Below are 13,873 nucleotides of genomic sequence, written 5' to 3'. Positions count from 1 at the left end.
AATGAAAGATATTCATTCTTATACATATTATTATTTTATAGGAATCGGTGGAATCGGTATGAGTGCCCTAGCCCGTTATTTTAAATTTTCAGGAGCTCAAATATATGGTTACGACAAAACCTCTACTCAACTTACCCAAAAATTAACTGAAGAAAAAATAGTAATTACCTATAAAGATGAAATATCTGAGATTCCAACAAATCTAAATCCTGATAATACTTTAGTAATTTATACGCCGGCTATACCTAAAGACTCCAATATAAAAAAATATTTTCAAAAATCAGGATATCAGCTTTTAAAAAGATCAAAGGTTTTAGGATTAATTACCCAAACCACACAATGTCTTGCAATTGCTGGAACTCATGGAAAAACTACCACAAGCACACTACTTGGATATTTATGCAAATATGCAAATTTACCGGCAACTGCTTTCTTAGGTGGAATTTCCGTAAATTATAATACTAATTTTATCTATAATGGAAATCAAATATCAGTAGTTGAAGCAGATGAATTCGACCGTTCTTTCTTATCTTTATATCCGGACATGGCTGTAATTACCTCTACAGATGCTGACCATTTAGATATTTACGGAGACACTAAACATGTATTAAATTCCTTTAATGAATTTGCAAATTTAGTACCTGAAACAGGATTTCTATTGGTAAAGAAAGGAATAACGATAAAAGCCAAACATTATACATATTCCGCTTATGAAAAAGCAGATTATTATGCAAAAAATATACAAGTCGTAAAAGATACAGTCGAATTTGATCTGATTACACCAGAAATATCTATAAAACATTTAACCTTGCATCTACCAGGAAAACATAATGTAGAAAATGCAGTAGCAGCATTAAGTATAGGACTGAAAATAGGAATTGATCCAGAGATTTTACGTCGGGCTCTTGCTTCTTTTAATGGTGTAAAAAGAAGATTTACTAAGCATTCTTTTACAAATGGAAAAGTATATATAGATGATTATGCACATCATCCTACTGAACTCAACGCTGCTATTAATGCTGTAAGAGATCTTTATCCTGAAAAGAAATTATTAACTGTGTTTCAACCACATTTATATACAAGAACTCGGGATTTTGCAGAGGATTTTGCCCGGAGTTTAAACAAAACCGATGAACTGATTTTATTGGATATCTATCCAGCTCGTGAATTACAAATAGAGGGTATCACTTCCGAATGGTTAGCTCAAAAAATACCTAATCCTAACAAGAATGTTACTTCACTGGATAAAGCATTGAAATTGATAAAATCAAAAAAATTTGACATTCTACTAACTGTAGGTGCTGGAAATATAGATACATTATACGAACCTTTAATAGAGTGGTTACATGAAGCTGAAGTATAGATTTTTAAAAATATCATTATTAATTTTTTTATTAGGTTTTTTAATGAATTTTGCCATTAAAAGGCATAATAACAGACCTATTGATAAAATGGATATATATATAGAAAATTCAGATAAAATTCATTTTATTACAGATAAAAAAGTAATTAATGTAATAAATCAATCCTCTAAAAATGGAATAAAAGCAGAAAAAATAGAGGATATAAATATTATAAAAACAGAAGAAATATTACATTCCAACCCTTTTATATCTAAAAGCAACGTCTATATAAATTTAAATGGCGAAATAAATGTAACTATATCACAAAGAATTCCCATAGCAAGAATAAAAACTCCAAAAGAAGAATTTTATCTGGACAACAAAGGAAATAAATTTCCTTTGTCTTTAGATTTTTCTTTCCCCTGTATGTTAGTTGGAGGAGATATACATAAAAATGAATACAAAGATATAGCAAAATTATGTGAATTAATTTCTGTTGATAATTTGTTAAAAAATCACATTATAGGCATAGAAAAAGATAAAGGAAATTCTTATAACTTCCTTCTCAATATAGAAGGTACCTATATTGAATATGGAGAAATTGAAAATAATCGTCAGAAACTTACCAATCTTAAAGAATTTTATAAACAATATTTAGATTTCATAGGTTTTGATGCTTATAAAAAAATAAGTTTAAAATATGAAAATCAAATAGTTGCAACAAAAAGATAATTATGAACAATAATAAAATCGCAGTAGGTCTCGATATAGGTACAACTAAAATTGTAGCTATTGTTGGTCAACGAAATGAACACGGGAAATTGGAGATATTGGGTATGGGGAGAGCGAAAAGTTTAGGCGTTCACCGAGGTGTGGTAAATAATATAACCCAAACCATAGACTCTATAAAAAAAGCTGTTGCTGAAGCTGAAAAAGCAGCCAATTATAAAATAAAAGATGTTACGGTAGGAATTGCCGGACAACATATACGTAGCCTACAACATAGTGATTATATTTCTCGCCCTAATTTTGAAGATGTCATTGATGATACCGATTTAGAGCGTTTAAAAGAGCAAGTACATAAACTGGTTATGCTTCCTGGTGAAGAGATTATTCATGTTCTTCCTCAAGAATATAAAGTAGACTCACAAACAGAAATTATTGAACCCAGAGGATTTCATGGAAGTAGACTGGAAGCAAACTTCCATGTGGTGGTAGGTCAAATATCTCTTATTAGAAATATTGCAAGGTGTGTAAAAGAAGCTGGTCTTAACTTAATTGGAATTACCTTAGAGCCCCTTGCTTCTTCTGATGCCGTTCTGAGCCAAGAAGAAAAAGAAGCTGGTGTAGCCCTTATTGATATAGGAGGGGGTACTACAGATATAGCAATATTTAAAGACAACATCATTCGCCATACTGCTGTAATTCCATTTGGAGGAAACGTAATTACAGATGACATTAAAACCGGATGTTCTATTATTGAAAGACAGGCAGAAATTCTAAAAGTAAAATATGGCTCTGCATGGCCTTCTGAAAACAAAGAAATTGAGGTTATAAGCATTCCCGGATTACATGGCAGAGATCCTAAAGAAATTACAGTAAAAAAGCTTTCTCAAATTATTCATGCCAGAATTGAAGAAATTATTTCATTAGCGTATCTAGAATTACGAAACTATGGTTGTGAAGAACAAAAAAAGAAACTTATTGCCGGAATTGTAATGACCGGTGGTGGAGCAAAATTAAAACATCTTAGACAACTTACAGAATATACTACAGGTATGGATGTACGCATTGGGTATTGCAATGAACACCTAGCTAGTGGTCAGCCTGGAGAATTGGCAAGTCCTGAATATGCTACTGCAATTGGACTATTAATGACCGGTCTCGACAATCTCCAAATAGAACCTGAAAAAAAGGAAAAAATCATTCCTACTAATGAAGAAACCCCTCAACAATCTGTAATTCAAGAATCTAACAAAAAAGTGACAAAGATAAAAAAAGAAGAAAAGGTTGCATCAAAACCTAATAAAGAAAAGAAAAAGTCAATTTTTTCAACCTTTCAAGAAAAATTTATAAAATACATTAACGATACTGAATAAAATCTAAAAACGATGGATAATACTAACAATAAATTATTTTTTGAATTACCTAAAAACAGACCCTCTGCCATAAAAGTCATTGGCGTAGGTGGAGGAGGTAATAATGCTGTGGGCTATATGTATGATCAAGGAATTACCGGAGTTGATTTTATTATTTGTAATACGGATGCTCAAGCCTTAGTAAATAATCCAATCCCTAACAAAATACAACTAGGAACCACGATTACAGAGGGATTAGGAGCAGGGGCAAATCCGGAAATAGGAGAACAAGCCGCCCTTGAAAGTATAGACGATATAAAAAGTGCTTTAGGAGAAGATACCAAAATGGTATTTATAACTGCCGGAATGGGAGGTGGAACTGGTACAGGAGCTGCTCCAATAATAGCCGGAATAGCGAAAGAAATGGGTATATTAACCGTAGGTATTGTAACTATTCCTTTTTCTTTTGAAGGTAAATCTCGCCTAGAACAAGCTGAAAAAGGATTAGAAAAAATTCGAAGAAATGTTGATTCTCTGATCGTTGTAAAAAATGATAAATTAAGGGAACTATATGGAAATTTAGGATACAAATCTGGATTTTCAAAATCTAATGAAGTGCTAAGTACTGCTGCTAAAGGAATAGCAGAAGTAATTACAAAAAATTATTCCATTAACATTGACCTAAGAGATGCACGAACAGTTCTTGCTGATAGTGGAACAGCCATAATGGGCTCTTCCATAGCTTCAGGACCTAACAAAGCTCAAGATGCTATTATGGCTGCTTTAGATTCTCCATTGCTTAATGATAATAAAATTTCCGGAGCTAAAAACGTACTCTTATTAATTGTTTCCGGTGATGATGAAATTACAGTGGATGAAATAGGTATAATCAATGATCATATTCAATCCGAATCTGGTAATAATACTAATATTATTATGGGAATTGGAGAAGATGAAAATTTAGGGGAAAATATAAGTGTAACGGTCATTGCCACAGGATTCCCTATAGACGATGAAAGAAATAGTGGTAAAGAGAAAGAAAAAATTATCCATACCTTAAGTGATGAACCTGTTTTTCCTAATATAATGAATATAGGAGGAAAAACTGCATCTACTATTACTAGGGAAGAAGATAAAGAAGAACCACAAATAACTTCTTTTACCTTACAACCCGAAACGGAAGATAAAAAAGAATTTCATTCCCAACCCATAGCTCCTCAAAAAATAATAACTTTAGAAGAGGAAGAAGAAATTATATCTTATGGAATATCCAATAAACCAGAACAAAACACATCTAAAATAGAATTGGATGAAGAAATTACTTTAATTAAAAAAGATAGAATTAATCAAGAAACAGAAAATCACGCAAAATCATTTGTTTCTAAGGAAGATTCTTTACAAGAAGAAATAAAATCAGAAAAAGAAATTGCAGTAAACCAAACTTCTATTTTTAATTTAGATGAAATAGATAATTTTACTCAAAAAGTAACGGTTACAGATGAAAACTCTTCTACAGAAAAAAATTCCGTTTCCTCAGAAGAAGATATTTTTAAATATGAAAAAAATACAACCCCTCAGGATATTAATATTACTACTTCTGAAATAAATGAAGAGAATATAGAAGCATTGAATGATTTAATGGAAAAGAAAATAAAAGAAAGACGGGAAAGACTTAAAAAATTGAATAGTAAATTCCAGAACCTCTCTAAACAAAATGTAGACGAAGTAGAAAAAATACCTGCTTATTTAAGACAAGGGGTAGATTTGGATGAGAAAAAAAATGCAGATAATGAATCTAATGTATATTTCAATAAAAAATCAAACGAAATTCAAATTCGTCCCAATAATTTTTTTCATGATAATGTAGATTAGGAAAAACAAAAAATAAATATGAACTTAGAAAATAAAATAATGGACGCCATAAAGGTTGCCATGAAAAATAAAGATAAAGTAGCTTTGGAATCTCTCAGGGCTATAAAATCACAATTACTATTACTTAAAACAGATGGTAAAACTGATCAAATAGCTGAAGAGCAAGAAATAGCTTTATTACAGAGGCTTGTTAAACAAAGAAAGGAAGCCTATGAACAATTTAAAGCTAACAACCGGGAAGAACTTGCTCAAAATGAATTAGCCCAATCAAAAGTTATAGAACAATTCCTCCCACAACAACTTACCACTGATGAATTAATATCTGAACTTAAAAAAATTATAGAAGAAACTGGAGCTAAAGACATTAAAGACCTCGGAAAAGTAATGGGAATTGCTACTAAAAAATTACAAGGTAAGGCAGAGGGTAAAGTTATATCTGAAAATGTTAAAAAATTACTTTCTTAAATTTACCTTTTAAATAAAAACATTTTACTAAAAAAGACTATTGAATATCAATAGTCTTTTTTTACTTTTTTATTTTTTTTATTAAAATATTAATTGAGATGATTTCTGAAATTGTTTAATTAGGGAAATAATAGGAAATATCTAAAACTTAAATATAAAGCCACCCAAAATCTGAGTTCCTAAAACTTTATATCCTTGAAATCTTTCATAGTGTTTACCAAATAAGTTGTTCCCGTTTACATATAGGGAGAGATTATTTAATAATTGATAAGATGCTGAAAGATTTAAATCAAAATAGCTATCTAATTTTGCAATTCCTTCATTAACTGATAGTGTTTGCGGATCATAATATAAATAATTACTTTTTCTTTCTCCTGTAAAAAATAGTTTAGCACTTAATCTAAGTTTATCATCTATTGCTTTATAGTTTCCGTCTAAACCTATTTTAAAATTTGGTAAATGATAAGCTTCTTTTAGTTTATCTAAATCATAATGATTATATTCCCCTTCTATGCCTAAATTAAGATCTCCATTATAAAAATATTGTAAGGAACCTTTTATAGTAAAAATATTACCGTCATCATATGCTACATTAAAAGTATTTGATCGGTTATAAGAAGTAAGAGACTCCGAAGATTGTACTAAATCAACTGAATTTTTCATATAAACCCAAAAATCTTCAACTTTGGTGAAAGAAGCTTCTGCTTCATATTTAAAACCTTCGCCTACATCGCCTTTCATTCCTGCATAAATTTTATATAAAGTATTAGTTGGCTTTAAAACCTGATTTGATAATAAATAAGGATTTTCCACTGATAACTCTGCCATATTATGAAGTTTTAATCCACCATTTAAACCGGCAAATACACTAATTTCTTTTGCTGCATGAAATAAAAATTCTGCTTTGGGGTGAAAAAAGAATTTGCTATTATTATTTTTTAGTTCTCCATTATAAATCATATTAGCTCCAATTTGGAAGTAAGACCCCTGACTTGATATTTTTAAAACCGGAGAAAATCCTGCTGTAATGTATGAGTATTTATTTTTTGTGGCTAATCCAAATTGAGTATCTGTGTAATTAAATAAAACATCTGCTTCGACTGCAAAATTTAATCCACCAATTAACAAAGAAGCATTTTCATTACTTTTTGCTAATTGAGCTTTTATATCAACAAAGGATTCCTTAGAATCAAACTTATCCCACCAATATCCTGCCTGTAAGGAAGCCTTGTCCAAATAATTATTAGAATACAAATCATAATCTGATTTAAAAGACAATTGATTTGTATTTTGTTTAAGTTTCATTCCTGGTGTAGCAAATATTTCCGGAGCATTAATTCCATAATAATTAGATCCGTTATAAGTATAATTTCCTGCTAAATGTAACTTCCCTGTTTTTAATTTTAATAAATAAAATGCTTCTGTGTTAATATGGGAAGAAGCTGTTTTCCAATCATATTGATTTTTAGGTCCGTCTGTGGAGAGTGCAGAAAACTTAATTCCCACTCTATTATTTTCTATAGGATAATTATAATAGGCATCTGCTAATAGTGTATTTCGGTTTCCATAACCCATTTTTAAATAATTATCTTTATAGGATTCATTAAAATCTGAGTTCAAAGGCTGTGGAGGAAGTTGAGTGGTTTGAAAATCTGAAACTGCAGGAATATTAATAATAGAATAAGTTAAGGTATCCTCTTTTTTATCTAAAGATGGTTGTTCTGAAATAGGAGGGTATCTTTCCGGATTATTTTTTATTTTCTGAATATTTTTCACATTGACTTCAGGATTTTTCTTTTTCCCAACATTTAGTACTTCTTCATGTAATTGAGCATATCCTTGTGTAGAAATAATTAAAAGAAAAGTTAAAAAATATATTTTATTTTGAGTGTTCATAGGATTAAAATCTATATTAAATTCATTTATTTTTTTATTTTACTTAATGAATTTTGTGCTTCTGAAACCAAATCAGGATATTCTTTATAATTAGCTATTATCTGTTCTAAGATATAGCTTGCCTGATAATTATCTTTTAAATTATAATAATTATCACTCATAATAAGTAAGGCTTTGGCTCCCCAGTACTGTTGGTCAGAATATTGGGAGGTCAAAGTATATATTACGGTATTACTTGCATCATATTTTTTATCTTTACTTTTAAAGAGAGCATTATAATAAAGTGCTTCAGCTTTTACGGAGTTGTGGGTTGACTTTTCCAAATTTGCAAACATATTTCTGGCTTCTTTTAATTTGCCAGAAAAATATAATCCCCGAGCTTTTATTAAAGATGCTTGCTCTTTTACGTTTTCGGGATTTTTTGAATTTGCAAGAACCTTTATGGCCATATCATTTGCTTTGGAATACTCTTTTTCCTCAGAATAGATATACATTAGCTCTAATTCTACAAAAGATTTATATCCTTCGTTGGAAGTTATTTTATATAAAGCTTCTAAAGCCAAACGTGCATCATTTTCTTTTTCTTGTTTTAAGTAAATTTTCGATAAACGATATAAGGCATCTTCTTGATATTCGTTGGGTGAACTGGCTACAGGTTTTAAAACTTCTATCGCCTGATCATATTGTTTAAGCTGGAAATAACTATCTCCTAAATAATACTTTGTTGTTGTTTGTCTGTTTGTGTGAGCATAGTTACTCAAAAACAATTTAAATTCCTGTGCTGCTGATGTATATTTTTTTTCTAAATAATCTTTTTCTGCAGCTAAAAACGCTAATTCCTCTGCATCTGAACTATTAATGCTATATCCTTTCTTTTTGGCCCATATTTCATATTCTTTAACTCTCCCGCCTTCTATAAAAGCAGATTTGGCTCCATTCACTGCCTGTAAAGCATAGTCGGTTTGAGGGTATTGGTCAGCTATGTACCCATACTCATTGATCGCTCGCTGATATTCTTTTTGACTGTAAGAATTATCTGCTTTACTAAGATATGATCTTGCAACCATATCATTATTTTTAGATGTATCTATTACTTTCTGAAAATTCAAATCAGACTTAGTGTAATTTTCCGTTTCGGCATAAGCTAATCCTAATTCAAAGTAAGCATTTACAATATTTTCGCTTTGGGGATATTTTTTTACAAATTTTTCTAATTCTATAATTTTATTTTTTTGATCATTTTTAAGACCATAAACTAAAGCTTTTTGATATTGCGAATATTCTCCATCCTGATCTTGTAAGGAAGCTACTTTATTATAAAAATCCACAGCACGATCTAAATTATTACTTCCTAAATAGGCATCGGCTAAACGCAATTCCGCATCTGATTTATACCTTGATTTAGGATTTTTTAGATATTCTTCAAAAGACTGTCCGGCTTCTGTAAATTTTTTCAATTTTAAATATGCATATCCTTTTTGATAAGGTATTTGTTGTGACTCGGGAATATTGCCTCCCGACTTCTGTAAAGAATTCAGATTCTCTATTGCTACCTGATAATTTCCTAATAGATATTGACAATCTGCATTCCAGTAAAGAGAACGAAGATAATATTGTGAATTATTTTTAAGTTTTTTTGCTTTTTCAAATTGATGGGAAGCTGCTTCTATTTCTCCCTGATTATATAACTGAACTCCATAGGCATAAGAAACCTCTTGTTCTTTAATAAGTAACTGAGGAGATTTATCGGGTATTTGATCCAATAATTGAGAGGCTTCTGCAAAATTCCCTGAATTAATATAGGACTTTATTAATAATTCCCTTATTTCTTGTTTATATTCAGAATGTGGATATGTCTTCAAATATTCATTCAATACGCGAGATGCGGAAGTATAAGGATTTCCTACATCATAACTTAGTTTTGCATAATTTAAATACGCATTCTCCTGAATGGTTTTATCAAAATCCATTTCAGAAGCAGCTTTAAAAGCTGTTAAAGCTTCTTTTTTCTTTCCGATTTTTAAATACGAATTTCCTAATTGATAATAGGCATTTTGAGAAATAGGAGAAATATCTCCGACAATTATTTTATTAAAATAGTTTACTGCTCCTTCATACTTATTTTCTTGATACAGTACATAACCCATTTGATAATAATCTGCTAATGTCGGATCTTGTGCTTTTTGTATATAAGTTTTAAGATAAGGCTCTGCTTCTGTATAATTTTGTTTTCTAAATTCACTTTCACCTATAATTTTCGAGATTTCCAATGCAATTTCTGGATGTTTATTTTGCTTTAACAAAGATTTTCCATTACTAATAGCTAAATCATATTCTCCATCATTAAAATAAATTTGTACTAAATAGGGCCTTACTTTTTCTGTAAATTCAGGATCCTCTGCCAATGATGAAAACTTTTCTTTAGCTTCTGCACACTCTCCTTTTGCATAAGCTATATGCCCTAATAAATAAGTAATCTGTTTTTTATATTTCCCCGTTGTCCTACCCTTTTGTAAACTTTTTTCCGCATTTTCAAAATCCTGCATCATAAATTGAGCATATCCTAACTTTATATATTGATCTGCTCTTTTGCCACTAGGTAATTTTTCAATATTTACTTGTGAAAGTTCTTCTTCTGCTACATCATAATATTGACGGGATAAATAATAATTCCCTAATTGTAAATGTGAACTTTCGACCATAGCACTCTGCGGATACTTTACCACAAAAGCATTATAATTATTTTCTGCACCTTCATCTTGCAATATAAGCCCTATTAACGCATCATAAAAGCTGGCAATTTCCTGTTGATACGACTCTAAATGGTTAAAATTAATCAGATCATTTACTATATATTGGGTTCCTCTATATGCTTCCTGATTATACAGATCTTTTGCAGTATTAATCTGATAATTTTTATCATAATATATTTCTGATAATTGAGCATTTACTAATAAATTAACTCCTAATACTGGAATTATAGTCCATTTAATATTTTTATACATTTAATTGCTTAAAAATTTACATTTAGGTTTTTTCTATATATACAACACTTTTGGTTTTAAAAAAATCTTCTTCAAAAAAATCTTTTAAAGAATAGAGCTTTGCAGAAGGAAATTTTTTAAGTTCTTCAGATAAATCTCCTCCTTTTAAATATAAAACTCCGTTATTTTTTATTTCATTATGAGACGTCAAAAATTTATCTTTTATCCAACTCATAAATACAGGCATTTGAGTTACAGCACGGCTAACTATATAATTAAATTTTTCCGGAACTTCTTCTGCTCTTTTATGAAGAGTTCGAACATTGGTAAGCCCCAAAAGTTTTACTACTTCTTCTACCACTTTAATTTTCTTCCCAATGGAATCTACCAACAAAAAATCAACTTCAGGATAAAGTATAGCCAAGGGAATTCCAGGAAAGCCCCCACCTGTACCTACATCCATGATTTTTGAATGAGGAGGAAATAAAAATACCTTTGCAATTCCTAATGAATGTAAGACATGTTTTTCTAATAACGAGTCTATATCTTTTCTGGATATAACATTAATTTTTTCATTCCATTGCATGTAAACCTCAGGAAGTTTACTGAATTTCATTTCCTGATCTTGAGTAAGTTCTGGAAAGTATTTCTTAAGTATCTCCATATTTATCGATTATACATATGTAAAATTATGAATTTTATTAGTATTGAGGATGATAATAAAAGAATGTTATTATTAATTTTAACTTTGCTTTAATAAATTTTTATTAGATGAATATAGTTACTTTTATTCAAAAACAAAACCATTTACCGGAAAAAGAAATTGAAAATACCATAAAATTGTTACAAGATGACTGTACTATTCCTTTTATTGCTAGATATAGGAAAGAGGCAACCGGTAATATGAATGAAGTACAAATTGCTCAAATTGCTCAATTAAAATCAGATTATGAGGATATTTTAAAAAGGAAAGACTATATTCTAAAAAGTATTGAAGAACAAGGAAAACTTACATATGAACTAAAAACTAAAATTGAAACATGTTATAATCTTACCTTATTGGAAGATTTTTACCTGCCTTTTAAAAAGAAAAGAAAAACCAAAGCCGATACAGCCAAGGAAAACGGGCTATTACCATTAGCTAAAATTCTTATGAAACAACAGAACATTCCTGATTTGGATACTTTAGCGAAAAGATATGTATCAAAGAATGTTTCTACCGGTAATGAAGCATTAGAAGGAGCCCGTTATATAATTGCAGAATGGTTGAATGAAAATGAATGGATTCGGAATAAGCTTCGTAATTTTTTCCATAAGACTGCTCATATTGAATCTAAAATTATAACTTCAAAAGAAAATGAAGCCGATGGACAAAAATTTTCTAATTATTTTAGTTTTTCTGAAATATTAAAAAACTCTCCTTCTCATCGAATATTAGCAATGACACGTGGGGAAAAAGACGGATTTTTAAGATTAAAAATAAAAGTTAATACCAATGATGCATTGAAAATTATGGAAGAAATTGTTTTAAAAACAAATCAGGAAAAAATTTTAGAGCAAATTAAAATTGCAATTAAAGATTCTTTTACACGTTTATTAGAACCTGCACTAAGTAACGAGGTTTTCCAAAAAGCCAAATTAAATGCCGACCTTACAGCCATTAATGTATTTTCTTCCAATTTAAAACAATTATTGTTACAACCGCCTTTAGGAGAAAAAAGAATACTAGCTATAGACCCGGGCTATAAATCTGGATGCAAAATAGTTTGTTTAGATGAACAAGGTAAATTATTACATAATGACACCTTATATCCCCATCCCCCACAAAGAGAAACTAAAGAAGCCGTTAGAAAAATAAAATCTTTAATTAATGCCTATAAAATAGAAGCTATTTCTATAGGAAATGGTACTGCATCTAGAGAAACAGAGCATTTAATACAATCCATTGCCTTTGAACGCCCCATTAAGGTTTTTGTAGTTAATGAAGCAGGGGCATCTGTATATTCTGCCTCAAAAATTTCCAGAGAAGAATTTCCTGCGTACGATGTTACGGTTAGAGGTGCGGTATCTATTGGAAGAAGACTTTCTGATCCGTTAGCTGAATTAGTTAAGATTGATCCTAAATCTATAGGAGTAGGACAATATCAACATGACGTAGATCAAACCCTACTAAAAAAAGAACTGGGTCTTGTAGTTTCCTCCTGTGTAAATAATGTAGGCGTAAACTTGAATACGGCAAGTAAATCACTACTTTCATACGTATCGGGAATAGGAGAAAAAATGGCGGAAAATATTATAAATTACCGCGCAGAACATGGGTTGTTCTCTTCAAGAGAAGATCTTAAAAAAGTACCCAGACTAGGAGAAAAAATTTTTCAGCAAGCCTCTGCTTTTTTGAGAATCCCATTTGCGGAAAACCCTTTGGATAACTCAGCTGTTCATCCTGAAAATTATAAATTGGTTAATAGAATGGCTCATGATTTGGGAATTACCATAAAAGATCTTATACAGAATAAAGAAAATATACAAAAAATTAATATTCATACATATTTAAATTCAGAAGTGGGACTTCCTACCTTAGAAGATATTTTACAAGAACTTGAAAAACCCGGATTAGACCCACGTAAACAAACTCAGTTCTTTAGTTTTGATCCTTCTTTGAAATCTATAAGCGACCTTAAAATAGGAATGAAGGTTCGAGGAATCATCAATAATATAACTAATTTTGGCTGTTTTGTGGATATTGGGATTAAAGAAAATGGGTTCATACATATTTCACAAATCCATAAAGAATTCATTTCTGATATTAATTCTGTAGTAACGCTTCATCAAATAATTGAAGCTAAAATCATTAATATTGAAAAAGAAAGAAAAAGAATACAACTTTCCATGATAGAATAATCTAAACAGACTTATTTTTTATTATTTATGATAATGCTCTATACAAAAAAAATCTTCATTTTTATCTTTTCAGAAATCTGAAACACAGGAATTGACTTTTCAGTAACAATATAAAATTTATAATTTATTTTTTTAATTAATAATGAAGAAAAATTTGCATATTTAGCCTATTCATAACGAATTTATATCTAATATCGAAACTATTATAATCAACTAATGAAACAAAAATTATTAATTTTGACAAAAAATGAAAAAACAACAAACCTTTTTAATTGAAATTATTAGTAGCAAAATATAATTTTTTATCCTATATTTGCTTATAGTTTTACCATTT

Annotated in this window: 9 protein-coding genes; 6 read left to right on the top strand and 3 right to left on the bottom strand. The window is 29.9% G+C overall.

Annotation, left to right across the window (positions count from 1 at the left end; all coding sequences use genetic code 11):
• The first annotated feature begins 1 nt into the window (after position 1).
• Genes murC through C4S77_RS10895 form a run of 5 tightly spaced genes read left to right on the top strand, consistent with a single transcriptional unit; the run spans position 2 to position 5,758 of the window.
• Positions 2 to 1,363: a UDP-N-acetylmuramate--L-alanine ligase gene (gene murC / locus C4S77_RS10915; RefSeq protein WP_105247575.1), complete on the top strand. Its 1,362-nt coding sequence runs from the start codon at positions 2 to 4 to the stop codon at positions 1,361 to 1,363.
• Between the two features lie 43 nt (positions 1,364 to 1,406).
• Entirely contained in the window at positions 1,407 to 2,075 is a 669-nt protein-coding gene (locus C4S77_RS10910) for a cell division protein FtsQ/DivIB (protein WP_146106109.1), read from the top strand.
• Between the two features lie 2 nt (positions 2,076 to 2,077).
• The gene (gene ftsA, locus C4S77_RS10905; RefSeq protein WP_105247573.1) at positions 2,078 to 3,442 is read left to right on the top strand and encodes a cell division protein FtsA; all 1,365 of its coding nucleotides are present in this window, start codon (positions 2,078 to 2,080) and stop codon (positions 3,440 to 3,442) included.
• Between the two features lie 12 nt (positions 3,443 to 3,454).
• Positions 3,455 to 5,293 (top strand): cell division protein FtsZ, encoded by a 1,839-nt coding sequence (ftsZ, locus tag C4S77_RS10900; RefSeq protein WP_105247572.1) that lies wholly within the window; start codon positions 3,455 to 3,457, stop codon positions 5,291 to 5,293.
• An 18-nt stretch (positions 5,294 to 5,311) separates the two neighbouring features.
• On the top strand, positions 5,312 to 5,758 hold the full coding sequence (locus C4S77_RS10895) for a GatB/YqeY domain-containing protein (protein WP_105191806.1): 447 nt from the start codon (positions 5,312 to 5,314) through the stop codon (positions 5,756 to 5,758).
• A gap of 141 nt (positions 5,759 to 5,899) precedes the next feature.
• Here the strand turns inward: C4S77_RS10895 and C4S77_RS10890 are convergent, their stop codons facing one another.
• The 3 genes from C4S77_RS10890 to rsmG are packed head-to-tail and all read right to left on the bottom strand — an operon-like array spanning position 5,900 to position 11,308.
• Entirely contained in the window at positions 5,900 to 7,654 is a 1,755-nt protein-coding gene (locus C4S77_RS10890; protein ID WP_105191808.1) for a TonB-dependent receptor, read from the bottom strand.
• Between the two features lie 26 nt (positions 7,655 to 7,680).
• Positions 7,681 to 10,659 carry a tetratricopeptide repeat protein gene (locus C4S77_RS10885; protein WP_105247571.1) on the bottom strand — a complete coding sequence of 993 codons (2,979 nt, stop codon included), beginning with the start codon at positions 10,657 to 10,659 and terminating at the stop codon, positions 7,681 to 7,683.
• 22 nt (positions 10,660 to 10,681) lie between these two features.
• Entirely contained in the window at positions 10,682 to 11,308 is a 627-nt protein-coding gene (rsmG, locus tag C4S77_RS10880) for a 16S rRNA (guanine(527)-N(7))-methyltransferase RsmG (RefSeq protein WP_105247570.1), read from the bottom strand.
• A 101-nt stretch (positions 11,309 to 11,409) separates the two neighbouring features.
• Between rsmG and C4S77_RS10875 the strand changes: the two genes are divergently transcribed.
• Positions 11,410 to 13,539 (top strand): Tex family protein, encoded by a 2,130-nt coding sequence (locus C4S77_RS10875; RefSeq protein ID WP_105247569.1) that lies wholly within the window; start codon positions 11,410 to 11,412, stop codon positions 13,537 to 13,539.
• Positions 13,540 to 13,873: the final 334 nt, after the last annotated feature.

This window comes from Apibacter adventoris (assembly GCF_002964975.1).
GTDB classification, from domain to species: Bacteria; Bacteroidota; Bacteroidia; order Flavobacteriales; family Weeksellaceae; genus Apibacter; species Apibacter adventoris.
The sequence above is the reverse complement of the archived record's forward strand: the minus strand, read 5'-3'. Positions and strand labels throughout refer to the sequence as shown.

Bases quoted from the DNA above. Each gene is read 5' to 3' on its own strand.
- murC (WP_105247575.1), top strand. From the start codon at position 2: ATGAAAGATATTCATTCTTATACATATTATTATTTTATAGGAATCGGT.
- ftsA (WP_105247573.1), top strand. From the start codon at position 2,078: ATGAACAATAATAAAATCGCAGTAGGTCTCGATATAGGTACAACTAAA.
- C4S77_RS10890 (WP_105191808.1), bottom strand. From the start codon at position 7,654: ATGAACACTCAAAATAAAATATATTTTTTAACTTTTCTTTTAATTATT.
- C4S77_RS10910 (WP_146106109.1), top strand. From the start codon at position 1,407: ATGAATTTTGCCATTAAAAGGCATAATAACAGACCTATTGATAAAATG.
- C4S77_RS10895 (WP_105191806.1), top strand. From the start codon at position 5,312: ATGAACTTAGAAAATAAAATAATGGACGCCATAAAGGTTGCCATGAAA.
- C4S77_RS10885 (WP_105247571.1), bottom strand. From the start codon at position 10,659: ATGTATAAAAATATTAAATGGACTATAATTCCAGTATTAGGAGTTAAT.
- C4S77_RS10875 (WP_105247569.1), top strand. From the start codon at position 11,410: ATGAATATAGTTACTTTTATTCAAAAACAAAACCATTTACCGGAAAAA.
- ftsZ (WP_105247572.1), top strand. From the start codon at position 3,455: ATGGATAATACTAACAATAAATTATTTTTTGAATTACCTAAAAACAGA.